This window comes from Arthrobacter sp. NPDC056886 (genome assembly GCF_042788715.1).
Lineage (GTDB): Bacteria > Actinomycetota > Actinomycetes > Actinomycetales > Micrococcaceae > Arthrobacter.
This window is the reverse complement of the sequence record NZ_JBHUBT010000002.1, coordinates 89,338-112,424: the sequence shown is the minus strand read 5'-3', so window position 1 is coordinate 112,424 and position 23,087 is coordinate 89,338. Positions and strand designations below refer to the sequence as shown.

Below are 23,087 nucleotides of genomic sequence, written 5' to 3'. Positions count from 1 at the left end.
GATTGGCTTAGTGGCCTAGCCTCCTAGACACTAGGTGTCTTTGTCAATAGTTCTCCGGTAGTCTTAGGGGTCAGGACAGGCTGGAAGGACGCGCATGGCAAAGCAGGCGGCAACGCATCAGATTTCCCGCGTTTCGCGGCCCCGGCTCTACGAGCAGCTGGTGGAGCAGATCATGGACTTCATCGAGTCCGCCGAGCTGGGTCCCGGCGACACGCTGCCGGCTGAACGGGAGCTTGCCGAGCGGCTGGGGGTTTCCCGGGCAACCCTGGCGCAGGCCCTGGTGGCCCTCGAAGTGCTCGGCGTGATCGACGTCCAGCACGGCACCGGAGCGGTGCTGGTCTACCGTCCCAACGTTCCGTCCGTGATCAAGGGCCTCCGCGAGCACCGCAGCCGGCTGCCCGAGATCGTTGAAGCGCGGAGCACCCTAGAGGTCAAGCTGGCCGAGCTGGCCGCGGCCCGGCGCACCGAGCAGGATATGGACGCCATCGATCACGCCCTCGAAGCCATGGCCGCGGAAGTCGCCTCGGGAGAACGGGGTGCGCGGGGCGACGAGCTGTTCCACCAGGCCGTAACCGCCGCGGCCCACTCGGCAGTCTTGGCCCAGTTGATGACCTTCATAGCCGGAATGGTCCTGGAAACGCGCCTCGAATCCCTCGGGCAGCCCGGGCGGCCTGAGCAGTCGCTCGCCTCCCATCGCAAGATCGCTGACGCGATCAGGTCCGGCGATTCGGCGGCCGCCGCGGCGGCGATGCTCGAGCACATTGAGCTTGTCTCCGACGTTGCCCTGCTGAAGAACAGCTAAGCCGGGATGACTGTGAATCTTTCCTTCGATCCGCCGTGTGGCCCGGTCGCCGGATGGCGCGACGGCGCCGTCGTGCGGGCCACCGGCATTCCCTACGCCACCGCGGAGCGGTTTCAGCCGCCCGCCCCGGCCGCGGACTGGTCCGAGACGCTCGAGGCGACATCCCTGGCTCCGGCGTGCCCGCAGGCCCCGGTGCCCTTCCTGGACGACGTGCTCGGGACCCGCTACGGAGAACTGCCCGGCAGCGAGGATTGCCAGCGGCTGTCCATCACCCTGCCTGCCGATCTCGTGGACGATGAGCGGCTGCCGGTGATGGTGTGGCTGCACGGCGGGTCTTACACCTCCGGATCGGGGGATCTGGCGATCTTCGACCCGGCGGCGCTGGTTGCCGAAACCCGGGTGATCGTGGTCTCGGTGACCTACCGGCTGGGCCTCTTCGGCTATTTGTCCACGAGCACCGGCCGGCCCGCCAATCTGGGGCTGCTGGACCAGATCGAGGCGTTCCAGTGGGTGCAGCGCAACATCGCAGCGTTCGGCGGCGATCCGGGCAGGGTGACCGCGTTCGGGCAATCCGCAGGGGGCGACGCCGTCGCGCACCTCATGGCGACGCCGGGCGCGGCGTCGCTCTTCCAGCGGGCCATCATCCAAAGTGCCCCGCTGGGCATTACCCGGGGCCGGGAAAAGATGAACGCCGCCATGGGTGTCGCCGCGGAAGCGGTCACCGCCGGCACTCCGGCGATGGACGTCGTCGCCCTCGAAGAAGATGTTGCGCGGGCGGCGCGGAAGTTCGGGCTGATGGCTGCCATGCCGTTCGGGATCCAGTACGGGCATGCACCCCTGCCGGAGGAATCCGCGCTGGACGGGGCCTGGAATGCGGCTGCCCCAGGGATCGACATCCTGATCGGCCACACCGCGGAGGAGGCCCGGCTGTTTCTGCCGCGAAGCCCGCACCTGGGCCGGGTGGCGAGGGTTCCCGTGCTCGGCAGCGCGGTGCTCAAGGCAGTCACGTGGGTGGTCACGGAAATGGTGTACGGCAAAGCGGCCAGGCAGTTTGCCCGGCGCCACGTGCGTGCGGGCGGGCGGGCCCACCGCTACGTGCTGTCCTGGCGCGCACCGGGAAATCTGTACGGCGCCGCGCACACGGTCGACCTGCCGCTGCTCTTCGGGCACCAACGGACCTGGGAGGGTGCCGGTCTGCTGGCGGGCGCCACCTGGGAGGAGATCAATGCGCACGGCCGGGCGATGCGGGCGCTGTGGGCACGGTTCGCCTACGGCGAAGGCTTGGGGACTCAGGGAGAGATTCCCGGCTCACTCCGGTACCGCTCGGTCTAGAACAATTGGGCTAGAACAGCTGGGCAGCGACCACCCAGAGGAGCACCACGACGCCGAGGGCGATCATAGGACGGTTCCATGTTGTGGTTACTGTGGTTGGGGTTCCTGTAGTTGGGGTTACGGTGGTTGGGGTTACGGTGTCGTTGGCGGAGCGGAGGCCGGCGGCGCGGGCGTCCTGCCACGACTGGGCGATCTCGTCACGGCCGGTGGTCACCGCGGGCTGTTGCTGGCTGAACCGTTCATTGCTCGGCAGCATGCTGTAGGGCCGGCTCTTCAGGTCGCTGACGTGCTCAAAGCCGGATGCGAACGAGCCCGGCGGGGTGGGAGCGCCCCAGCTCACATACTTCTTGCCTGCGGCCCTGACAGTGACGGCGTAGCGGACCTCGACGTCCTGGACTGTTTCGAAGGGTATGCGGTGGTCGCGGAGACCGTTGATCAGGGTAAAGCCGCCGCCATCAGCGCGCAGGCACGGCCGCCACTGGGCTACATAGACCAACCAGGACACCAGCACCAGCCAAGGTGCGGCGTCCATCGCGGCCCGGGTTTCTCCGCTGGCCACCAGCCACCACAGGGTGCCGGCAGCAGCAGCCCAAACGGCCGCGGCCACAGGGCGGCCCGACGCCGAGCGGTGCGTTTTTACTCCACGGGCGGAGCGCTCGGTGGATGCTGAGCAGTTCGCCTGCGGCGGGTGCTGCTGCTCTTGTGATGCCTTCAATGGTCCCCCTCCATTGCCCGAATCGTCGTCGGGATGAGTGCAATCTACCGCACGCGCTGTCCGACTCGGTGGTCAAGGGTGAAACCCGGGTACTCGCGAAAGTCGCCAACTCGATCGGCCGTGAACCCAAGGGCCTCATAGAAGCCGATGGCTGACGGACTTGCCTGCCAGTCCAGGATCATTGGTTGTGGCCGGGCTCGCGACCAGTCGAAGATAAAGTTCATGAGAGCCTTGCCGGTGCCGCCCAGGCGTGTGTCAGGATCGACAAAGACGTCGTGGACGCGGCCCGTGGTGAAGGTAGCCCGCAGGCCAGGCCCGAAGTCCTGTGCCAGGCCATAGCCGATCAACCTGCCGCGTCCCTGTGCCACGGGGAGGCACCATGAGGCGTCGGCCAGGAACTGAGCGAAACGGCTGTGGAAAGCCTCAGGCGAGACCTCCTGTGCGGCTGGTGTGAACAAAATGGACAGCCGACGAACCTCGGCCGCGTCCTCCGGCCTCGCTGCACGCACCACTAGCCCTTCGAGCTTCACGGGCCGCTCCTTCCCTCGAGCTAGTCACCGATACGAAACCAATCCAGCGACCTGAAATTAGTGCGGGAGCCCTGCTGCCTCGGCGGCCAACGCCTCAGCGCGAAGCTGGGCGATCCGCAGCTTCAGATAGGTGTTCAGCCGGAACACGGTTCGTGCCAGAACGAAAAACGCTGCCACGGGAAAGGCCCAGTAGAGAATCGCAACGAGCAAGCCAAGATCCAATGTCAAACCCCCAGTATCGACGCCGCGTTTACGACTGAACGCAGCATAGATGCTCCAGCGGGTAATGACGTAGTCAATTTCGGCTGCGCGATTCTGCCGTTGCGCGGGAAAGGTCACTCAGCGAGTTCGGCCAGCACTTCGGCGGCGTCCGTATTTCCGGCGGATGCCAGGCGCCGCAGCTCCTCGAAATCTTCCTTCTCAGTGGCGAGTTCAACGAGCTGATCCTCAGCGTCTTTGCTGCCGCCGTCCGCAAGGCGCCGCAGCTCGTCGAAGTCTTCCCGCTCCGCGGCAAGCTCGATGAGTTCACCTATGGCGTCGTTGTCACCGTAAGCGGCCCGTGCCCGGAGAGCGGAAAGTTCAGGGTCTGACATGGCGAGGACCTTCCAAGAAATGATCTGCCGGACTCCCCTGAGCCGGAGGTCGATGTGTGCTTCATCGTGCCAGGGAAAGGCAAGCAGGGTGTCGGTGAAGGGTACCGCGCTGGAGGAATCGGCCGGAAGACTCTCTTGCTGTTTCTGAGCGGCGGCTGAGTGATCCGCTATGGTCAGCGGTATGGGGAAACGGCTGATCGAACCAGCGACGGCCGCTGATGCGGATCGCTTCGCGGCCGACTCACCATGGGCCCGGGCCGACGAATGGCGTGTCGGGGGATCATCGCTCGTGGCGAAGATCAAGGGGGAGCTAGCGGGCATCGCCGTCTCGGCCACCAACCGCGTCCATCCGACCCGGGACCCGGTGTTCGTGTTCGTCGCCGAGCAATTCCGGCGACAGGGCATCGGCTCGGCACTGGTGACATCCCTCCAAAGCCGACGTTGCATGCCGCTGTCGGTCAAAGCCCACCCAGGCACGATTGCCCACGAGTTCTACAAATCACTTGGCGCCGTGCGCTATCAGGTGTGCCCGCCTGAGCGGGTCAAGACCTCACGGATCGAGGTGCGCCGATGGGCGCTCGAAAACCGCCGGGACGACATCCGCGCCGGCGACCGGCTACCGCTGGAACAACTGACTGAAGCCTGGACGAAAATGTATGAGATCGTTCACGCATCTTGGTCGCCTACTGGAACGCGCAGTGCCCTCCTCGCCGAATTCGGACCCATGATCCAGACCGAGCTGGATGCGTCCCGAAGCATGTTCGCCATCAGGAACGACCGGATTACTGCTGCATGCTTTGTCTTCGGTACAGGCGGGGATCCGGCAGTCGAGGCAGTATGCGAATCCCTGGATCCGGCCAACCGCTTGGCGCGCGCCGACGTCGCCGCCTGCATGGCGGAAGTGCTGGTGAACGCCGGCGGCACCCCGGTCTTGTTTGACGGGCACATCACCGACCCACACTTCTTTCCGACTCTCCAACGCATTCCGGCTGTTACAGGCAGAACGCTGGAGCTCCTCGAAATCCCCGCAGCGCCACGCCTGCCCACCATGGGCCGAAACGAAACTACCCCCACCATCGCGGGGACCGAAACCTTCCCCGGGAGTTGATTCCAGGTTCAGCGGGCTATGAACTGGGTCTCGCCAGAGCACCCGATTCGTGCTGTGATGTCAGCCAGGTGTTCTACCGGCCAGCTCCATTATGAAGCTGCGGAGGGGTGTCATGGAGGAAACGCGTCTGCTGCGCCGGCGTCCGGCGCGGCACTGGGCACTAGCCATCCTTCTGGTGATTGCCGTCGACGCCTTGCTGATCGGTTTTCGGACTGGCGAGTGCATCGACTACACCGCGGAGTCGGGCGCCGTCAGCACCTGCACGAGTGGCCCGGTCCTTGGCCCGGCAGGCACGTGGCTGCTTGCCGCAGTCAGCGTCGTCGTCATCGTCTATCTTGCCCGCCGTCTGGTGCGCGCCGCGCGGCACCGCTGAACTGGGTTGATAGATTCGGGATCGTGACCACTCCGGATATCCGCGTCAGGGCAGCGACCGAAGACGACGCCGCCCGTCTGGCCGAGGTCCATATTGCGGCCAGGCGGGCCGCATACCAGGGAGTCATGACCGATGCGTATCTTGACGGTCTCGACGTCGGCCGGGCAGCGTCTGCGTGGCGCCGGAACATCCTGGAGCCCAGGGAAGGGATTATTCACCTCGTCGTCCAGAGCGGCCATGAGGTTGTGGGTTTCGCAATCCTCGGTCCTGCCGCCGGCGACTCGGACCCGGAGACCGGCCAGCTCCACGCGATCAATGTGCATCCGGGCTGCTGGGCGCGGGGAGCGGGCTCCGTCCTGTTCGCGGCCGCAGAACAAAAGTTCGTCGAACTGGGCTACCGGCGGGCATTTCTTTGGGTGGAGAAAAGCAACACTCGGGCCATCAGCTTCTACAGCAACCGCCGCTGGCTCGACGACGGCGGGATCCTGGAAGACACCAGATTCGATCCGCCGGTGGCCGAAAACCGCCACAGCAGGATCTTCCCGCCGGCGGGATAACCGAAGGACTTGCCTCATGCGCCCGTCCAGCGCCGCAGCGTGCTGTTGAGCAATCCGACCAGCACGGACGTCCACCAGCAGGTTTGCGAGATACACAAAGCCGCGAGCAGGCGGGCCCGCAGACCGGCTGCCATTCCTGTGAACAAGGTTCCCCGCGGCAGCCGGTGCAGTTGCTTCATGGTTTGGGCCAGGACCAGCCCGTTGAGCATGAGGACCAGGATGCTCGCGAGTTTGATCCGCGTCGGAGGGCTGGACAGCTCGGGGTGCAGCAGCGCGCCGGAAATGAGCAGGATGGCCAGCCCGCCCCAGATCAGCGGCTGCGCGGCGGAATCGAGCCGATGGGTGTCGTGGACGTCGCGGCGGCCCAGGAGCCACAGCAGACCCACCCAGTCGAGCACCAGGATGGCGCCGAAGGACAGCACGAGGGCCAGGATATGGGCCGCGAGTGCGATCCGGTGGATCGCCGGCCCGGGGTCGAGGAACCCGCCGGTCAGCACGGACGCCAGCCATGCCGCCGAGCACCCCAATCCCAGCAGCACGAGTTTCAGGGTTGGCTTCCCGGTGGGCCTCCCGGGCCCGCTGATGCCGGGTCCGGGACGTTCAGTGCCTTTGGGTTCTGCGCCGTTCGGTTGACCCGGTTCCTCGCTTGCGGGCGCAAGTCCGGCATCGGTGACGGCCGCCGTCATGCGAAGAGCCCTTCGCCGATGAAGCCCCCCGCCCTGGTACCCGGGGGAACCGCGAACAGACCCGAGCCGGTGTGTTTAAGGTACTCCAGGGCAAGCGTGTCTTCCTTCGCCATGGCCAGCTGCATCGGCACGTAGTGCGTCCTGGGGTCTGTAACGAAGGCGATGAAGAACAGTCCGGCGTCGAGGTGGCCCAGCCCGTCCGATCCGTCCGTGTAGTTGTAGCCGCGCCGGAGCATCTTGACGCCGTCGTTCCGGCTCGAGTGCGCAAGCCGCACGTGGGCGTCCAGCGGAATCAGTGGTTCACCGCCGTGCCCTGTGATGCCGAAGTCGGGGTCGGTGAATTCCTCGCCGCCCGAGAGCGGGGATCCCGTGCCCTTGGTGCGGCCGATCAGGCCTTCCTGTTCGCGCAGTGAGGTCCGGTCCCAGATTTCGATGTGCATCCGGATCCGGCGCGCCACGAGGTAGGTGCCGCCGGTCATCCAGGCCTCGTCCGGGCGGGTTCCCGGGCGGGCCCACACGTGCTGGTCCAGCAGGGCGGTGTCCTCGGCTTTGAGGTTGCTGGTGCCGTCCTTGAAACCGAAGAGGTTCCGCGGGGTGGTCTGGGACCGTGAGGTGGAGGAGGTCCGGCCGAACCCCAGTTGTGACCAGCGGACGCGCGTCTGGCCAAATCCCATCCGGGACAGGTTCCGGATGGCATGGACCGCCACTTGGGGGTCGTCGGCGCAGGCCTGCACCACGATGTCGCCGCCGGTGCGTGCGGGCTGGAGATCATCGCCGGGGAAGTGCGGCAGGTCGATCAGGGCTTCCGGGCGGCGTCCATCCAGACCAAAGCGGGCCCTTCCGTCTTTTTCGAACAGGCCCGCGCCGAACCCGAAGGTGAGAGTGAGCTTTCCGGCCCCAAGGTCCAGGGTCTCGCCTGTGTCCTCCGGAGGCGCGTCGTAGGGGCCGTCGACGGCGCCGCTGCTGCCCGTGCCCCGTCCCGCGGTCATCGCCGCGGCAGCTGCGGTCCAGTCCTTAAGGAGCCGGATGAGCTCTGCGCGGTCCTCCGTGACGACGTCGAACGCTGCAATGTGAAGGCGGTCCTGGGCCGGCGTGACGATGCCGGCCTGGCGGTCACCGTGGAACGGGATGATGTCGCCGGTCCGCGCCAGCGGAGCAGTCGCGGCCTCGACGGCGTCGTGGCCGAGGAAACCCGCCGCCAGCCCGGCGACGGCGCCCGCGCCGCCGGCACCTGCGAGGGACAAGAGTCCGCGGCGGGACATCCCGCGGCGGGGGAGACCACTGTTCCCCGAGGCTGCCGCTGACGGCGGCCCCGCAGCGGCCGCTGGCTCCGGTGTGCCGGCGTCGGGCGTCTGGCCGGTGCTGCCGCCGAAGGGGCAACCGCTCACAAGACTACTGCCGACGTGAGCTTGGCCAGCGGCTCGCCCAGGGCATCAACCAGGGAGGCGAGCTGCTGGACCTGCGCCTGGCTGAGCTGGTTGTAGTAGGCGAAGCCTTCGCCCTTGGAGTGCTGCTTGAGCCCGGCCTGCAAGGCCGCGAACTTTGCCTCGAGTGCCTCGGCCAGCGCCGGGTCCTTCCGCTGCAGCACGGGCTTCAAGCTTTCGAACCCGACCCGGGCCCCGTCCACGTTGGCCTGGAAGTCCCAGAGGTCGGTGTGCGACCAGATTTCTTCCTCTCCGGTGACTTTGCCGGTGGCTACCTCATCCAGGAGTTCCTTGGCGCCGTTGCCGATTTTGTCCGCCGAGAGTTCCACGGTTTGGGTCCGCTGGGCCAGGTCCTCGGTGTCGGCCACGAGCTGCCTGGCAAGGTCGGCGCGCTCCGCCACCGTGAGGGGGGTGTGGCCCGAGGGCGGGAACAGGTCCTTTTCGGCCCGGTGCCAGCCGGTCCATTCCTGGCCGGGTTCCAGGTCGGCCTCGCGGGCATCGAGCTTGGGGTCAAGGTCGCCGAAGGACTCGGCCACCGGCTCAATGCGTTCCCAGTGCATGCGCGTGGCGGCATAAAGACCGCGGGCCCTCGCCGCGTCCCCGGCGGCGTAGGCCTCCGCAAACGCCTTCGTGCCGTCCAGCAGCTGGTTGGTTTCATCCTTTACGTACGCCGAGTATTGCCGTGTGCCGGTGTCCAGGAGTTCCTGGAGCCCGGCGTCGACGGCCTGCGTGCTGGTCACCGGGTTCGACCCGTCGGCTGCGCCCGGGGTTTTTGGGCTGTCCATGCAGCCGGCCAAGGCCAGCGGCACGGCGGTTGCCGCCGCAACCAGGGCAAGCATCTTCCGGACCCGTGGGGCGGTTTTGGACAGGGGGATACTGGGCATGGTGTTTCCTTTGGTTCGGTGGGACGGAACGACGAGCGGTGGTAGTGCGGAAGCGTACGGGGCCGTTGGACGTACGGATCCCTCCGGCGACGATGCTGGGGAAACCCGCACTTAGGGGCGCCTAAGTAAGGAGGATACCCACTCCGGACGATTACGCAAACCTTTCGTGCCCTAATTTGGTTTAGGTAAGCCTTATCTAATAACATCGTCCGGGTGACCACGCAGCTTGATTTCATGCGGGTGCCCTTTGCCGCCGATCTTGCGAGCTACGGGAACAGCCCTGCCATCCTCACCGAGACTTTCGCACTGACCTACCGGGAGCTGGCGGAGCGCGTCGATGACCTGGCCGTCCGGCTCGGCACCGAGCGGCGCCTTGTGGCGCTGGCCGCAGCCAACGACGTCGACTCGATCGTCGCCTACTTGGCTGCGCTGGTGGGCGGACACCCACTGATCCTGTTGCCCGAGGACAAACCCGCCGCCTTGGAAGCCCTGGTTGCGGCCTACGACCCCGACGTCGTCATGCGACCCGGGGAAGGGCGGACGGTGCTGGAGGAACGCCGGCCCGGCACGCGGCACGAGCTGCATCCGGACCTGGCGCTCCTGCTCAGCACGTCTGGATCCACGGGCTCACCCAAACTCGTCCGCCTCTCGCACACGAACCTGCAGTCCAACGCCGAGTCGATTGCGGAGTACCTGACAATCGGCCCTGATGATCGCGCAGCGACGACGCTGCCCCTGTCCTACTGCTACGGCTTGTCGGTGATCAACAGCTACCTGCTCCGCGGTGCCGGCCTGGTCCTCACTGACCTTTCCGTGGTTGATCCCTGCTTTTGGGATCTCTTCCGACGTCGCGGGGCCACTTCGCTGGCTGCCGTGCCGTACACCTTTGAACTGCTGGAGCGGGTCGGGTTCGCGGAAATGGATCTGCCCAGCCTGCGCTACATCACCCAGGCCGGGGGCCGGCTGGCGCCGGAATTGGTGAGGAAATACGCGGAACTGGGCCGCCGGAACGGCTGGGAATTCTTCGTGATGTACGGCCAGACCGAGGCGACGGCCCGGATGGCGTACCTCCCGCCGGAGCTGGCGGCCGAAGTGCCGGGCGCGGTGGGCATTCCCGTGCCCGGCGGATCGTTCCGCATCGACCCCGTGCCGGGGCTGGAGGATGGCGAACTCGTCTACGCCGGCCCCAACGTCATGCTCGGCTATGCCGAGAGCCCGGAGGACCTCGCCGCGGGCCGGACCATCACCGAACTCCGCACCGGCGACCTCGCCCGGCGACACCCGGCAGGCGTCTACGAGGTGGTGGGCCGGCGCAGTCGGTTCGTCAAGATCGTGGGACTGCGTGTTGACCTGGGACAGGTGGAGCGGCTCCTGGCGGACCTCGGGGTGCAGGCGGCCAGCGCAGGGACCGACGACGGCGTCGTTGTCGCCGTTGAGGGCGACCAGGACGCGCAGCTGCTGGCCAAGGTGCTCGCCCAGGGTATGGGACTGCCGCGCGCGGCCCTCGAGGTGCACGCCGTCGAGCATCTCCCGCGCCTGGCCACGGGCAAACTGGACTACCCGGCCGTTCTGGCCCTGTCCGGGCCGAAACCAGGGGCGGCACCTGAGCCAGGGGCCGAAACCGCGCCGGACAGCGTCCGGAAGATCTTCGAGGACACCCTGGAGTGCGCCGAGATCGGCGACGGCGACACCTTCGTCTCCCTGGGCGGGGACTCACTGTCCTACGTGGCCGCGTCGGTCCGGTTGGAACAAGCCCTGGGCCATCTCCCGCCGGACTGGCACGTGACTCCGATCCGGGACCTCGAGCCCCGGCCCCGTACCGCGCCGGTCCGGAAGCGGCGCCGGTTCTTCGCTCCGGTCGAAACGAGCATCGTGCTCCGGGCCGTAGGGATTGTCCTGATCGTGAGCACCCACGTCGGCCTGTTCAGTTGGCAGGGTGCGGCCCACGTGCTCATGGCCGTGGCCGGCTACAACTTCGCACGCTTCCAGCTCTCCGGGCCAAGGGTGCCGCGGCTGCGGCGGCAGCTGGCCAGCGTGGCAAGAATCGTGGTGCCGAGCATGGCGTTCATCGCGGTGGCCTACCTGATCACCGATAACTACGCGCCCGCCAATATCCTGCTGCTCAACGCCATACTCGGGCCGGAGGCGGTGACCACCCAGTGGCACTTCTGGTTCATCGAGATTCTTGTCTACCTGCTGGTGGGGGCGATGGCGCTGTTGGCCATTCCGTGGGCGGACCGCACGGAGCGGCGCTTCCCCTTGCTCTTTCCGCTGGCGCTGACCGGCGCGGGGCTCCTGACCCGCTATGAGCTGGTGAACCCCGGCGTACCGCACACAGCGCCTGCGCTCTGGCTCTTCGCCTTGGGTTGGGCCATTGCGCGGTCCCGGACCGTAGCCCAGCGCTGCATTGCCTCGGTGATCGCTGCGTTGACTGTTCCGGGATTCTTCGAGAACCCGGCCCGGGAGTGCACGCTCCTTGTCGGAATCCTGCTGCTCATCTGGCTGCCCAGCGTCCCGGTGCCCAGGGGCCTTCGCCGCCTCATGATGATGCTGGCCAGCGCTTCCCTCTACGCGTACCTGGTCCACTGGGTGGTCTACCCGCCGCTCGCCGCGACCAGCCCCGTGCTGGCCGTCGCAGTCTCACTCGCCGTGGGAGTAGCCTATTGGGCGCTCTGCATGCGGGTGATGGGCGCAGTCAGCCGACGGCGGGCACGCGCCGCCGGGCGCTTTTCCGCACGTCCTTTGCGCGCTCGCAGCCAGCATTAAGCCAGGTTCTTGCCCAGGAAAGCGAGGACATCCGGGAGGATGGAGCGCCAGTAGCCGCTGTCGTGTCCGCCAGCCCGGAAGCCTCCCTCGTGTGCGCCCGGCAGGTCCTTCACATAGTCCTGCACACTGAAGAGCAGGTTGTCCGCCGTGCCGCAGTCGATTCGTTTCGGCAGCGGCCCCAGCTCCGGGCGCAGGGCAAAGATGTCGTTGGCCGCAAAGTCCGCGGCGCTGTCGAAGTTGTCGGACCGGCCGGCGTCGTACAGGCTCCAGACGGCGGGACTCATCGCGGCGACGGCGCGGAGACCGGCGACGCGGTGCTGGGAGGCCAGGAGCAGGGCGCCGAAGCCGCCCATCGACAGGCCGAACACGGCGAGCCTGCCGGTGTCGAGTCCTTGGCGGGCCAGCAGCGGGACGAATTCCTCCACCAGCATGGACTGCGTGTCGGTTCCGGATTCCCGGCGATGCCACCACGTTTCGCCGCCGTCGATGGCAGCGATCGCGAATGGCATCCCTCCGCCGGCCACATGCCGGGCTAGGACGCCGCCCGCGTCCAGCTCGTCGAAAACCATGCGGTGGTCCGCGCCCGTGCCATGCAGGAACAGGGCAGCGGGCAAGGAGCCGGTACGGCCGCCGTCGGTGGATCCCGGCACCGCCAGTGACCAGCCGGTGGGTTCCTGGGGCCGGAACCGCGAGGTGAAGCTGCCGCTGCGCATGGTGATGGACGGGGCTGGTGGTGCCGCCCCGGACGTCCCCGGGCCGGCGCACTCCGCGACCGACGCCGCTGCCACGGCGCCAGCTCCGAGCCCTAGCAGGCTGCGTCGGGTAATTCCGGGTGATCCCATGGCCCCGATCATAGGCCCGACGCGGCAGGGCGGGAGTCGTTGCCATGCGGGCGGCGGCTCCATTTGGCCGCGGCCCCGGCGCATGCCGGCAACAGTTCGGGTACGAATTCGGGCAACCGTGGGCTTCTGCTGCTGTACCGGAGACAACGTGCTGAACCGGAGAAAACCCAACACCACCTCCGCCATGAGCGACGCCGGTGGGTTCACTTACACGTTTGTCGTACCCGCCCGGACAGCCGCGGGGGATGCCGCGGTAACCGCAGTGCCCTACGACATTGACTGGTGCGATGACACCGGCAGGAACAACCGCGTGGCGAGGGAGGTCCCTGTCATGCGGATGTCGTGTGTGCTGCCTGTGAAGCCGCTGACCATCACCCGCTAAGGGACACATTTGCCGGTAGCCGTCCAACGACCCGTCCGGCCCCGGACAATGTACCGTGGAGGCCGATGACCCTTTCTGAAGAACTCCTTATGGCCTACGACCAGCAACTACGTACGGATGCCGAGACACCCAGTGCCATCGCCGTCGAGCGGCTCGGCCCGCTGCGTCTGGTGACCTTCGCAGGCGGCAGAGGCTTCGTGACGTACCAGGATCTCGACGGCGCCAGCGCCCCGACGATCGCCCATTGGGTGGTCGAAGCGCTCGCGTTCTACCGCAGCGATCCGGCGATCGTGCGGGTTGAGTGGAAAACCCGGGGCCACGATCACGCGCCCGGGCTCCATGACGCACTGCTCGACAACGGGTTTGAGCCGGATGAGACCGAGTCGGTCATGATCGGGCCGGCCAGCGCGTTGGATGTGGAAGTGCGGCTCCCGTCCGGCATCAGCCTGCGGCGGGTGACCGAAGAACGGGACATTCGCGCCATGAGCGCAATGCAGGACGAGGTTTTCGGCACTGACGTCTCCGAGGGCAATGCCGACGCAATCCTGCGTCGTGTGGCCCTGGACGACGGCATGGAACTGTGGGTTGCCGAACACGACAGGGCGATTGTGAGCGCTGGCCGCCTCGAGCCGGTAGGGGACACCAATTTCGCGGGCATCTGGGGCGGAGCAACGCGTGCAGAATGGCGTGGCCTGGGCATTTATCGGGCCCTCACGGCGGCCCGGGCTCGAGCCGCGCTAACGCTCGGCAAGCAACTAATCCACAGCGACTCGACAGAATATTCGCGACCGATTCTGGAACGCTACGGCTTACACCGGGTGTCAACAACCACCCCCTACCGCTGGCGGCGCTAACGGCCCAGGCACGTCCGCCGGGATTGTTGTCCAGGTCCGCATCGGCGAGAACACGATAGGGATTGCAGAGGCGCCGGCGAGCAGTGCCCAGATCCAGAGCACTGCTCTCCGGCGGCCGCCCCCTGGGCGGGAATGACCGATGATGAACTGCTGGCCCACCTCCCGGAAATCGCCGCCGTCACCTCACAAGTCGAAGACCGGTTGAGGGCCTGGGTGGGGACCGCGCGTCAAAGGCGCGTCAGCTGGGCGCGCATCGGCGCGGCGCTGGGTATGACGCGGCAATCAGCGTGGGAACGCTTTTCCTAGCCGCCGGAATAAAAGGTTGCCGGCGGCCCGGGGAACGGTCCTCCACTGCCCTCAGTGTCGCCCCCGGCGCCGCTGCCAAGGAGGCTCCGGGTGAGGGCGGCACTGTCGGCCATCAGGTCCTCCACAGCCTTCGCCAAATGATTGTCCGCGACCGGCACGCCCTCCAAAGCGCCGGCGACGACCGCCCTGCGGACGAGTTCGCGTGCGAATGAGGCCGTGGTGCCTTCGGTGCGTGCGGCGGCATCTGCAATCGCGTGCGGGCTGAAGGGGATACCCCGGGCATAAAGCCTGATCAGCGAGATCCGCTCTGGCTGAGCCGGCAGGGGAATTTCCACGGCCAGGTCCACCCGTCCGGGACGCTGTGCCAGAGCGCGTTCAAGCATGTCCACCCGGTTGGTGGTGAGGACGAACGCGACATCGGCGTCGCTGGCCAATCCGTCCATGGCGTCCAGCACCTCGAACAGCAGCGGCTGGGGTCCGTGCCCGAAGCTGCGGTCCTCGGCGATGAGATCGCAGTCCTCAAGAACGACGATGGAGGGCTGCAGAGCCCTGGCCATGGCGGCGGCTTCTGAGATCCTGGCCAGCGATCCCCCTGAAAGAAGGATTGCTGTGACACCGTCGCTCCGACTCAACAAATACCGCACCGTGTGGGTCTTGCCGGTCCCCGGCCTGCCATAGAGCAGGACGCCGCGTTTGAGGTGCTGGCCGTACTTGTTGAGGGATTCCCGGTGCTCGGCGATGCCTAGGGTATGGTCCGACACTTTTTCCAGCAGGCCGTCCGGCAAGATGACATCGGACGCGGCAAGGGCCGGCCGGGCATGAAAGGTCACCCCGGCCGCGCTGGGACCATACTCGCCCATCACCAAGGAAATGACCTGCCCCTTGAGCACGCTGCGGTGCTGCATCCGCCGGCGGAACTCCGAGAGGAAGTGTGCGGCCTGATCCGTCGCGCCGGCCAAAACTTCAAGGGAAGCGGACTGCCTCCCATACCGGGGGTTGGCGTCCCGCTGCAGTACTGCGATTGGACTGCCGCCGTGGCTGAAAAGCCACAGTCCCAGGGCCACAGCCTGCCGCTGTTGGTCCGGACCGACAGCGAGGTTGGCGTAGTCCGGCTGGGACAGGGGGTATTGGGGAAACATTTGGGACTGCTGCAACATGTCGCTCAGCGAATGATGGTGCCTTTGGTCTCCGCCGCCGATGCCCACGAGCCGGAACTCGGGGTCCTCTGCGGCGAGTTCCTCCATCAGGATGTCCGCGTCCACGAACCGATGCGGCGGAATCTCCTCCACCACCACGGCCACTGATTCTGCCTGGACCGCCAAGTGGTCGGTGAGCGTCTTCAACAGCTGGGTTCCCCGTTGCACCCGATGCTGCCCGGACTGTGCGAGCTCCACCAGCCGAGCGAAATTGTCGATGAACTTCCCCAAATTTTCATCCATGGGCTGACCCTACCAGCGCCGCATTCCAGTCTTGACGCTTAAGGGAGACGGGCGGACCGAAGTGTCAGCCGGCGATTGCACTGACTGCGAAGGCGCCGCCCTGGGGGTCCCTGATCACGGCGCTGCGAAATCCCGGTGTGTCCACGGGTGCCATCAGAATGCCGCCACCCAGTGCTACGGCGTGCTGGGCGATGGCGTCCGCGTCGCGGACAGCGAAATTGACGCTCCAATGCGGCGGGACCGCGACGCCGTCGGTGGCCGTCGCGACCGCCACGAGCCGACCCGAGCGGAGCCACCGCGAGAAGGGAGCGTTCGGCACCGAGTCGAGTTCCCAGCCCAAACATTGCGCCGTAGAACGCCTGGGCCCGCCCGACATCTGTGGTGTGCAGCGAGCTCATGGCCCAGGCATTGGGCTCATTGGCCACCTCGGCACCGCCGTTCGCTCCGGCGCCCTGGAGGCCGAACGGAACGCCAGTGGCGTCGGTGAGCAAAACAACGCCGTCGCGGGAGCCGGCCCTAAACCGTGCCAGGCGCTTGCCTCCCGCCTGCTCGGCACGGGCCAAGGCTTCCCCGACGTCGTCGACACGCACGTGGGTGATCCATCCAGGAGGCGATTCCGGCGGTGCCTGTCCGATGCCGGCCACCAGCCGCCCGCCGAGGCGTGCGGCGAAATAGTCTCCAGTGAGGCCAGACCGCATCGGCATTGGGTCGTCAAAACTCCAGCCAAACAGCGGACCGTAAAAGTCTCGGGCGGCACGGGGATCCGGCTGTAAAGTGTCGACCCAGCACGGCGCACCGACTGAGGACGTATCTCGCGCTGTCATTGAAGAAAATCCTTTCGACCGGGGCAGGTTCGGCGGGAGCATTGTTTCTCATGTCCCCTCATTCAAGCAAGACCGTATTGGCGTCGGCAGGGTTCCAGAAAGGATTCACAAAACCGAAAGGAAGAAAACATCTTCATCCAGGGCCGTCCCCGTGGGGTAGGCTCGCAAAGATATTCTGGCTTTTTGGGGGGACCATGAATAAGGGAATGAAATCTGGAATTGCAGCCCTAGCGCTCACTCCACTTCTGGCACTGGGGCTGTCAGCTGCTTTCGGAACGTCGAAGGCGCCGCCGGTTGACACTGCTGCTGACGCATCGGACCACACGGAGTGCTACAACGAGGCCAGGCTGAACAATCCGAATGACTTCTGCTACCGGACCATGGGTGCTTGGAATAGCACCAAATCCTCTGACGAGGAAGTCCGGAGCATGATGTCCATTGAGCGAATGGTGAAGGCCGGCAAGACCGTTCAAGAGATCCAGCGCTACTACCCGGAGTACTCTCCGTCCACGAAATGACGGCGTCGGCGCACTCAAACGAGCTGGGCCAGCGGGTGCATTGAGGTGCCGAAGGCTTACGCAACGCAGGATCAAGAGACAGGTTCGACGTCGATCTCTGAATTAGTTGGCCTGCTGTGTCCGCGCCCGGTGCCGGTTTCAGCTGGCCTGTATGCGTCGCGGAATGCCCGGGGGCTGACTACGCACCACCGGGAACCCGAGACCCGTGTCACGAAAAGTCGCATATGAATTGTTACTCTCTTTTCCTTTTGCGGGGCAAAGGCAATTGATATTCTGAATTTGGTCAGGAAGAGGCCGCTCACCTCGTTGCGGGAGTACCTGCCTCATGCCCACCAGACTCGATGTCACCGTCACTGCTGACGCGGACTCTCTCGCTGTCGCCGTGAAGCTCGAGTACTTGACCGCCCACAGCCTCGCCGCCCCAACGGAGCCTGGTTGGGGCGTTGTAGCATGATCGGCACAGGCTCGCAGCGGCGCCCCGGCAGCAGGATCTTTTACACTTTCCGGCACTTGCCACAAGTGCCCACGGGCGACCTCCTGCAGCTCCGGCAGGCGCTGGCGAACAGCCAGGAACCGGCAGATGACGCTGCAGCGTCTGAGCTCCTGCTGATCATCAACGCGGAACTGCGCGGGCGCGGCCGGCGGCGCCAGTTGCGTCTGAACCTGGTCGGGGCGCGATCACGCCGCGGACACGCCCGCCGACGGTCCGGCAAGCAGGACCAAAAGCCTGATCCAGGCCTCCCTTAGACCAGCGCGGATGCGGCTCTTAAGCAACGTATCGGGGGTGGCCGCATCCGCGCTAAACGCACTCAATGGTGCAAAGCATGCCGCGTCCCCGGCTGGCGCCGGAGGGCGCGGGCCCGGGACGCACGACCGGACCACATCACGGGCGCTGGTCCGGTTCGGTCCCCTCTTCTGCCGTGCCCGTAGCCGGCCTGCTGTAGGGGGCCCGCGGGGCGGGGGAGTCCAGCGCGTTCAATCGTTCGTTGACAGCGTGGGCCAGTATGTCTCGCTGGAGGTCCGGCAGCGACATTGCACCGTGCAGGTAGGCCTCCACCTCCAACTCGCCGGCTTGTCCGCCCAGGGTGAAGTATTTCAGCCAAAGTTCATCGAGGTTGAGCCCGGTGTAAGGAAGCGAAGCAGCAATCCCGCGTCTTTGCTCGCTTTCGTCATTGCTCAAGGCCATAGATCCGCCTTGTATTTACGTGCTGGACGACGCAGAGAAGCGGACTAATGCCGCTGCGGTCTCATGCAAAGTTTCCCCCGACCGGCGTGACATGGCGATCAGGGTCCGGAAGGCGTCGTCCTCACCGGTCTTGTCCCGTGCCATCAGCATGCCTTTGGCCACACTGATGGTGTCGCGCTGAAACAGGGCGTGCTGGAGTTGCTCGCTCAGGACGGCGGCAGCTTCCCGGGCCTGCGCGTGCACCACGAACAACAATGCCTGTTCAGCGAACAGGGCCAGCAGTCGGACGGTGTGATCGTCGAAGTGGTCCGATGCGCCGGCATAGACCTTAACTGCTCCCACCGCAGTGGTCCCGGTCAGGAGCGGGCTGCTGACCACCGACCCGATGCCCATGGAAGCGACCGCCGCACTCCAGGCGGGCCACCGGTGATCGGCAGAGGCATCGCTGACGAGCACAGCCTCCCCAGTTGCCCACGCTGTCAGGCACGGACCTTCGCCAAGCTCAAACTGCAGCGCGTCCGCCATTGAAGCGATCTCGCCGCCCGAGGAGGCAGCCGTGAGCCGTTGGCCCGTGGGTTTCATCAGGCTGACTCCGGCTCCCATCGCTCCGGGAATGGCGGCGATGGCGGCGTCCGTGATCAACTGCAGGGCGTGCGCGACCGTTTCCTCGGTCAGCAATAACTTGGAGGCGCGGGCGAAGACCACCGTGAGTTCCTCTGCCAAGGGCAGGTCGATATCCATGTTCTACCTCGACAGGTTTTACTGTGCCGTGTTTACTATGCCGTGGCGGGGGCGCTGCGGCTGCGCTTTCCAGCATAACCGGGCACGCGGCCCTTTCCCATGAGTCGACCCCGTTCACCGCGCCCTGTTCAGCACGCCGCAGCGCGCGTAGTGTGGAAAGAGGAGATTCCCCCGGAGAGTTCGACCGGCCGACGTTCTTCGCACTAGGTTGCGTACGAACTAGAGCGCGCACCCGCAATCAGGGCTCCTGCAAGGGCGACCCACAGGAAGAGGACGCCGTCACTTCACAATCAGGGGCTGCGCCGACCGCGGAACAGCTCCAAGACATGTTGCTGGAGAGCCCGGGCTTCATCGATTTCCTCCTCAGCCTTTCCACACTGGCGGCTACCGCGTTAGGCGGCAAGAACGCCAGGATGTGTGCCATAACCGTGGAACGCGACGGCAGTCCAGCCACTGTCGCAAGTAGTGGACCCGAAGCGCAACGCTTGGATGAAATCCAGCTCAGCCTTCACAAAGGCCCATGCCTGACCGCATTGCGGACCGCTCAGACCATCCGTGTGACCGATGCGGGGACGGATCCGCGCTGGACTGCCTACGCCCGCGCCATGTCCGAGGAGAATGTCCGATCGGTACTCGCCGTCCCGATTAGCACTGACGCCGGATCGGCGGCGGCGCTCAACTGTTACTCCTCCGAATCGGGGGATTTTGAACCCGGCACCGTCGAACAGGTGCAGGAATACGCGGCGTCGATCTCCAACATTCTCCGTCTTGCCCTCAGGGTTCATCCGGCCCCTCCCTACCCGGAACATCTGCGGTCGGCTCTGCAATCGCGTGCCGTGATTGACGCCGCCGTCGCACTCGTCATGGCCCAGAATCGCTGCAGCCACGACCAGGCTTTGGCGTTGATAAGCCGTGCAGCCACCATCAAGGACACGCGGATGCATGACATTGCCGCTGACATCATCGCCGGGGCCGCGCCAGACGCCGGTCCGGCTGATCGCGGGGGTGAAGACCCAACCGGCCGGTAACGGTGCCCTCGATGTAGCATGATTTGGGGGCATGCGGCCGGAAGGAGCCGAGGTGGAACTTGCAGAGCAGCGTTTTGTTGACGGGACCGCGGAGCAGCTTCAGGACCTTGTACTGTCGAGCGGGGACTTGGACGAATTTTTGGGCGAACTGGCCCAGCACTTAGCCAATGGGCTATCCCACGCTGATGGGGAAGTAATTTGCGCCGTAACTGTCGCGAGGCCAAAGAAACCCGCCGCCACCGGCGCCGGCAGCCAGAAGGCATTCGAACTCGAAGAGCAACAGGTCGAGGCAGGCGATGGCCCCTGCATCGCCGCCATGAGCGAAGCACGCACGGTTTATGTCGGGGACGTGACGCGCGAGAGCCGGTGGCAAGAATTCAGTCAAGCGGCCGCGGACCGGGGATGCGGTGCTGTCCTGGCGGTCCCCATCGATCTGGACGCCGAAGGCCTGGCCGCCCTGAGCTTTTATGCCCCGCACGGTTCCGGATTTACGGACGGAGAGATCCTCACGGCAGAAAACGCTGCCCGGCAGGTCTCCCGGCCGCTGCGTCTGAGCTTGCGGATCGGCCGCCTCAGGGACGCCCGCGACGACCTCGCGTCCGCCATGAAATCGCGTACGGTCATCGACATGGCTATTGGCGTTGTCATGGCCCAGAACAGGTGTCCGCCGGATGAGGCATTCACGTTGCTCCGCAAAGCCTCCAACGCTCGGAACATCAAGTTGCGCGAAGTCGCGGCATCCATTGTTGCGGCAATTGCCGGCACCACGGATCTTCGTTCACGCTTCGACTTGTAGGAACCGCCGCGCGGCCGGCGCCGTCAGGAGCGTGCTGCGAGGATCTGCTCGCGCAGAATGTCCGCGTGACCGCAATGCTGGGCGAGTTCCCTGAGCATGTGCAGGTAGACCCACCGAAGCGGCAGCGGACCGCGCCGGTTGCCCGTGACCACGTCGTCCAAGGCGACGGAAGCTGCCCGGCGGCGTGAATCCTCACAGGCCTGGCTGTAAGCGGCCCGGACTCCCGGGACGGTGTCTGCCTCCGTCAGGATGAATGATTCATCGGGGCTGGCCGGGATGCCGATCGCCTGCCGGTCCCTGCCCGTGATGGCCTCGTCGAACCACACCTTTTCCACAAAGGTGGCGTGCTTGACCAGCCCCAGCAGGGTGGTCCGCGATGGCACAAGCGACGCCCGGGCCTCCTCCTCTGAGAGCCCGTCGAGGCAGTTGTACAGCGCCGTCCGGTGCTCATCCAGGAAGGCGTCGAACTGGGTTCGCAGGTCTGCAGTGAAGGTTGTGGGTTGCAGGCTTGGGGATAGGCTCATGGCCCCACATCTTATGGCGCGGTGGTCCGGTCCGGAAATCCGCTCCGGACCACCGCGGACGTCGATGGCTGCGGGCGCGGTCAGTGCCCGCGCGCGATCCATTCCTCAAGGTGCGGGGCCTCGTCACCGATGGTCGTCGGATCCCCGTGACCGGTCCGGACCACTGTTTCTGCGGGGAGCGGCAGGAGCCGGTTCCGGATGGACTCGATGATGGTGGGGAAGTCGCTGAAGGACCGGCCGGTCGCTCCCGGTCCGCCCTTGAACAGCGTGTCCCCGCTAAACACAGTGGTTTCAATTTCTGTGCCTTCGCCCTCCAGGAGGAAGCACACGGATCCAGGCGAGTGGCCGGGGGTATGCAGTGCCACCAGCCTGGCCCCCGCGACCTCGAACGTGTCGCCGTCGGCGATGGCGTGGTCCGGCACGGTGCCGGGGAACACTTGCTCCCACAGCATCCAGTCTTCCCGGTTCAGGTACACGGGCGCGTCCACGAGCGTCCGGACCTCGCCCACGGCGCGGATGTGGTCATCGTGGCCGTGCGTGAGCAGGATTGCCGTGACCTTCCTGCCCGCCACGGCGGCGGCCACCGCAGCGGGATCGTGGGCAGGGTCGATGATGACGCAGGCGGTGTCATCCCCGATGATCCAGACGTTGTTGTCAACGTCCCACGTCCCGCCGTCGAGCGAAAACGTTCCGGAGGTGACCAGCCGGTCGATCCGGGCGCTCACAGTTCCACCACCGAGCGCAGCACCGCGCCAGCGTGCATCTTCGCGAAGGCTTCCTCGACCTGGTCGATGGTGATCCGCTCCGTCACGAACGCGTCCAGGTCCAGCTTGCCCTGCCGGTAGAGGCTGATCAGGGTGGGGAAGTCACGAGAGGGCAGGCAGTCGCCATACCAGGAGGACTTCAGCGAGCCGCCGCGGCCGAACACGTCCAGCAGCGGCAGTTCCAGCGTCATCTCGGGGCTCGGCACGCCCACCAGAACCACCGTGCCGGCCAGGTCCCGGGCGTAGAAGGCCTGCTTGTACGTTTCCGGTCGACCGACGGCGTCGATCACCACATCGGCGCCGAAACCGCCGGTCAGTTCGCGGATTGCCTCCACGGGGTCGACGGCGGAGGAGTCCACCGTGTGGGTGGCGCCGAGCTCCTTGGCGCGCTGGAGCTTCTTGGCGTCGATGTCGACGGCGATCACGGTGGTGGCGCCGGCGAGGGCCGCGCCGGCCACGGCTGCCACGCCCACTCCGCCGCAACCGATCACGGCGACCGAATCGCCGCGCTGGACGTTTCCGGTGTTGATCGCCGCGCCGATCCCTGCCATGACGCCGCAGCCGAGCAGGCCGACGGCGGCGGGATCGGCGTCGGGGTCCACCTTAGTGCACTGGCCGGCGGCCACGAGGGTCTTTTCAGCGAAGGCGCCGATGCCCAGCGCGGCGGTCAGCTCCGTCCCGTCCTCCAGGGTCATCTTCTGGGTGGCGTTGTGGGTGTTGAAACAGTACTGGGGCTGACCCCGCCGGCAGGCACGGCACTCGCCGCAGACCGCCCGCCAGTTCAGCACCACGCGGTCGCCGGGGGCAACATCAGTGACGTCCGGCCCCACGGCGCTGACAACGCCGGTGGCCTCGTGGCCGAGCAGGAACGGGAAGTCGTCGTTGATGGCACCCTGTTTGTAGTGCAGATCGGTGTGGCAGACGCCGCAGGTCAGGATGTCCACGAGGGCCTCCCCGGGGCCCGGGTCCGGCACCAGGATCGTTTCCAGGGTGACGTCGGCATTCTTCGAACGGACTACTGCTGCCTTGACTTTATGGACCATGAAACAAGCTCCTCTGCTCTGAACGCGGATTTCTCGCACAAATTACTGGCACAACGGGCGGCGGCGCGGC

Annotated in this window: 27 protein-coding genes and 1 pseudogene; 12 read left to right on the top strand and 16 right to left on the bottom strand. The window is 66.1% G+C overall.

The genetic code is table 11. The annotated features are described in order from the left end of the window. The first annotated feature begins 94 nt into the window (after positions 1 to 94). Together ACFRJ8_RS03635 and ACFRJ8_RS03630 are read left to right on the top strand one after the other, a co-directional pair. The gene (locus tag ACFRJ8_RS03635) at positions 95 to 802 is read left to right on the top strand and encodes a FadR/GntR family transcriptional regulator (protein ID WP_377984784.1); all 708 of its coding nucleotides are present in this window, start codon (positions 95 to 97) and stop codon (positions 800 to 802) included. Between the two features lie 6 nt (positions 803 to 808). After that, positions 809 to 2,134, top strand: coding sequence for a carboxylesterase family protein (locus ACFRJ8_RS03630; protein ID WP_377984783.1), 1,326 nt, complete (start codon positions 809 to 811; stop codon positions 2,132 to 2,134). A 10-nt stretch (positions 2,135 to 2,144) separates the two neighbouring features. Here the strand turns inward: ACFRJ8_RS03630 and ACFRJ8_RS03625 are convergent, their stop codons facing one another. The 4 genes from ACFRJ8_RS03625 to ACFRJ8_RS03610 are packed head-to-tail and all read right to left on the bottom strand — an operon-like array spanning position 2,145 to position 3,972. Beyond that, positions 2,145 to 2,849 carry a hypothetical protein gene (locus ACFRJ8_RS03625; RefSeq protein ID WP_377984782.1) on the bottom strand — a complete coding sequence of 235 codons (705 nt, stop codon included), beginning with the start codon at positions 2,847 to 2,849 and terminating at the stop codon, positions 2,145 to 2,147. 44 nt (positions 2,850 to 2,893) lie between these two features. Beyond that, the gene (locus tag ACFRJ8_RS03620; RefSeq protein ID WP_377984781.1) at positions 2,894 to 3,379 is read right to left on the bottom strand and encodes a GNAT family N-acetyltransferase; all 486 of its coding nucleotides are present in this window, start codon (positions 3,377 to 3,379) and stop codon (positions 2,894 to 2,896) included. Positions 3,380 to 3,436: 57 nt separating this feature from the next. Further along, positions 3,437 to 3,718, bottom strand: coding sequence for a hypothetical protein (locus tag ACFRJ8_RS03615; protein ID WP_377984780.1), 282 nt, complete (start codon positions 3,716 to 3,718; stop codon positions 3,437 to 3,439). Next, positions 3,715 to 3,972 carry a hypothetical protein gene (locus ACFRJ8_RS03610; RefSeq protein WP_377984778.1) on the bottom strand — a complete coding sequence of 86 codons (258 nt, stop codon included), beginning with the start codon at positions 3,970 to 3,972 and terminating at the stop codon, positions 3,715 to 3,717. Before ACFRJ8_RS03610 ends, ACFRJ8_RS03615 begins: the two co-directional genes overlap by 4 nt. Positions 3,973 to 4,153: 181 nt before the next feature. Between ACFRJ8_RS03610 and ACFRJ8_RS03605 the strand changes: the two genes are divergently transcribed. The 3 genes from ACFRJ8_RS03605 to ACFRJ8_RS03595 all read left to right on the top strand — a co-directional run bounded on the left by ACFRJ8_RS03605 (position 4,154) and on the right by ACFRJ8_RS03595 (position 6,010). Further along, positions 4,154 to 5,080, top strand: coding sequence for a GNAT family N-acetyltransferase (locus tag ACFRJ8_RS03605; protein WP_377984777.1), 927 nt, complete (start codon positions 4,154 to 4,156; stop codon positions 5,078 to 5,080). Between the two features lie 112 nt (positions 5,081 to 5,192). After that, positions 5,193 to 5,453: a hypothetical protein gene (locus tag ACFRJ8_RS03600; protein WP_377984776.1), complete on the top strand. Its 261-nt coding sequence runs from the start codon at positions 5,193 to 5,195 to the stop codon at positions 5,451 to 5,453. Positions 5,454 to 5,476: 23 nt separating this feature from the next. After that, a complete protein-coding gene (locus ACFRJ8_RS03595; RefSeq protein ID WP_377984775.1) occupies positions 5,477 to 6,010 on the top strand; it encodes a GNAT family N-acetyltransferase in 534 nt (177 codons plus the stop codon). 14 nt (positions 6,011 to 6,024) lie between these two features. Here ACFRJ8_RS03595 and ACFRJ8_RS03590 read toward each other — a convergent pair whose 3' ends face one another. From ACFRJ8_RS03590 to efeO, 3 genes are read right to left on the bottom strand one after another with little or no spacing between them, the layout of a single operon-like run. Further along, positions 6,025 to 6,696, bottom strand: coding sequence for a hypothetical protein (locus ACFRJ8_RS03590; protein ID WP_377984774.1), 672 nt, complete (start codon positions 6,694 to 6,696; stop codon positions 6,025 to 6,027). Further along, complete coding sequence (gene efeB / locus ACFRJ8_RS03585) at positions 6,693 to 8,084, bottom strand: iron uptake transporter deferrochelatase/peroxidase subunit (protein ID WP_377984773.1); 1,392 nt, start codon at positions 8,082 to 8,084, stop codon at positions 6,693 to 6,695. Before efeB ends, ACFRJ8_RS03590 begins: the two co-directional genes overlap by 4 nt. Beyond that, positions 8,081 to 9,004 (bottom strand): iron uptake system protein EfeO, encoded by a 924-nt coding sequence (gene efeO, locus ACFRJ8_RS03580; protein ID WP_377984772.1) that lies wholly within the window; start codon positions 9,002 to 9,004, stop codon positions 8,081 to 8,083. Before efeO ends, efeB begins: the two co-directional genes overlap by 4 nt. A gap of 213 nt (positions 9,005 to 9,217) precedes the next feature. Between efeO and ACFRJ8_RS03575 the strand changes: the two genes are divergently transcribed. Further along, positions 9,218 to 11,770, top strand: coding sequence for an AMP-binding protein (locus ACFRJ8_RS03575; protein ID WP_377984771.1), 2,553 nt, complete (start codon positions 9,218 to 9,220; stop codon positions 11,768 to 11,770). Here ACFRJ8_RS03575 and ACFRJ8_RS03570 read toward each other — a convergent pair. Further along, the gene (locus ACFRJ8_RS03570; RefSeq protein WP_377984770.1) at positions 11,767 to 12,612 is read right to left on the bottom strand and encodes an alpha/beta hydrolase; all 846 of its coding nucleotides are present in this window, start codon (positions 12,610 to 12,612) and stop codon (positions 11,767 to 11,769) included. The genes ACFRJ8_RS03575 and ACFRJ8_RS03570 overlap by 4 nt on opposite strands. Before the next feature lie 148 nt (positions 12,613 to 12,760). On the opposite strand from ACFRJ8_RS03570, the gene ACFRJ8_RS03565 reads away from it, so the two are divergent. Both ACFRJ8_RS03565 and ACFRJ8_RS03560 read left to right on the top strand, forming a co-directional pair. Beyond that, the gene (locus ACFRJ8_RS03565; protein ID WP_377984769.1) at positions 12,761 to 12,994 is read left to right on the top strand and encodes a hypothetical protein; all 234 of its coding nucleotides are present in this window, start codon (positions 12,761 to 12,763) and stop codon (positions 12,992 to 12,994) included. A 65-nt stretch (positions 12,995 to 13,059) separates the two neighbouring features. Next, positions 13,060 to 13,848: a GNAT family N-acetyltransferase gene (locus ACFRJ8_RS03560; RefSeq protein WP_377984768.1), complete on the top strand. Its 789-nt coding sequence runs from the start codon at positions 13,060 to 13,062 to the stop codon at positions 13,846 to 13,848. 302 nt (positions 13,849 to 14,150) lie between these two features. On the opposite strand, the gene ACFRJ8_RS03555 is transcribed toward ACFRJ8_RS03560, so the two are convergent. The 3 genes and pseudogenes from ACFRJ8_RS03555 to ACFRJ8_RS03545 all read right to left on the bottom strand — a co-directional run. Continuing rightward, positions 14,151 to 15,593 carry an AAA family ATPase gene (locus tag ACFRJ8_RS03555; protein WP_377984767.1) on the bottom strand — a complete coding sequence of 481 codons (1,443 nt, stop codon included), beginning with the start codon at positions 15,591 to 15,593 and terminating at the stop codon, positions 14,151 to 14,153. Positions 15,594 to 15,657: 64 nt separating this feature from the next. After that, entirely contained in the window at positions 15,658 to 15,912 is a 255-nt protein-coding gene (locus ACFRJ8_RS03550; protein ID WP_377985195.1) for a hypothetical protein, read from the bottom strand. 199 nt (positions 15,913 to 16,111) lie between these two features. Further along, a pseudogene (locus ACFRJ8_RS03545) lies at positions 16,112 to 16,417 on the bottom strand (VOC family protein); the annotation flags it as partial. 206 nt (positions 16,418 to 16,623) lie between these two features. On the opposite strand from ACFRJ8_RS03545, the gene ACFRJ8_RS03540 reads away from it, so the two are divergent. Both ACFRJ8_RS03540 and ACFRJ8_RS03535 read left to right on the top strand, forming a co-directional pair. Beyond that, positions 16,624 to 16,935: a hypothetical protein gene (locus ACFRJ8_RS03540; protein ID WP_377984766.1), complete on the top strand. Its 312-nt coding sequence runs from the start codon at positions 16,624 to 16,626 to the stop codon at positions 16,933 to 16,935. 510 nt (positions 16,936 to 17,445) lie between these two features. Next, positions 17,446 to 17,682 (top strand): hypothetical protein, encoded by a 237-nt coding sequence (locus ACFRJ8_RS03535; protein ID WP_377984765.1) that lies wholly within the window; start codon positions 17,446 to 17,448, stop codon positions 17,680 to 17,682. 136 nt (positions 17,683 to 17,818) lie between these two features. On the opposite strand, the gene ACFRJ8_RS03530 is transcribed toward ACFRJ8_RS03535, so the two are convergent. Next, positions 17,819 to 18,121: a hypothetical protein gene (locus ACFRJ8_RS03530; RefSeq protein ID WP_377984764.1), complete on the bottom strand. Its 303-nt coding sequence runs from the start codon at positions 18,119 to 18,121 to the stop codon at positions 17,819 to 17,821. 15 nt (positions 18,122 to 18,136) lie between these two features. Then, positions 18,137 to 18,862 (bottom strand): GAF and ANTAR domain-containing protein, encoded by a 726-nt coding sequence (locus ACFRJ8_RS03525; RefSeq protein WP_377984763.1) that lies wholly within the window; start codon positions 18,860 to 18,862, stop codon positions 18,137 to 18,139. 326 nt (positions 18,863 to 19,188) lie between these two features. Here ACFRJ8_RS03525 and ACFRJ8_RS03520 point away from each other — a divergent pair, with 326 nt between their 5' ends. After that, entirely contained in the window at positions 19,189 to 19,890 is a 702-nt protein-coding gene (locus ACFRJ8_RS03520) for a GAF and ANTAR domain-containing protein (RefSeq protein ID WP_377984762.1), read from the top strand. Between the two features lie 52 nt (positions 19,891 to 19,942). Next, a complete protein-coding gene (locus ACFRJ8_RS03515) occupies positions 19,943 to 20,686 on the top strand; it encodes an ANTAR domain-containing protein (RefSeq protein WP_377984761.1) in 744 nt (247 codons plus the stop codon). A gap of 23 nt (positions 20,687 to 20,709) precedes the next feature. On the opposite strand, the gene ACFRJ8_RS03510 is transcribed toward ACFRJ8_RS03515, so the two are convergent. The 3 genes from ACFRJ8_RS03510 to ACFRJ8_RS03500 form a co-directional block, all read right to left on the bottom strand. Further along, positions 20,710 to 21,210 carry a DinB family protein gene (locus tag ACFRJ8_RS03510; protein WP_377984760.1) on the bottom strand — a complete coding sequence of 167 codons (501 nt, stop codon included), beginning with the start codon at positions 21,208 to 21,210 and terminating at the stop codon, positions 20,710 to 20,712. An 80-nt stretch (positions 21,211 to 21,290) separates the two neighbouring features. After that, positions 21,291 to 21,935: an MBL fold metallo-hydrolase gene (locus ACFRJ8_RS03505; protein WP_377984759.1), complete on the bottom strand. Its 645-nt coding sequence runs from the start codon at positions 21,933 to 21,935 to the stop codon at positions 21,291 to 21,293. Continuing rightward, on the bottom strand, positions 21,932 to 23,017 hold the full coding sequence (locus ACFRJ8_RS03500; protein WP_377984758.1) for an S-(hydroxymethyl)mycothiol dehydrogenase: 1,086 nt from the start codon (positions 23,015 to 23,017) through the stop codon (positions 21,932 to 21,934). Before ACFRJ8_RS03500 ends, ACFRJ8_RS03505 begins: the two co-directional genes overlap by 4 nt. Positions 23,018 to 23,087: the final 70 nt, after the last annotated feature.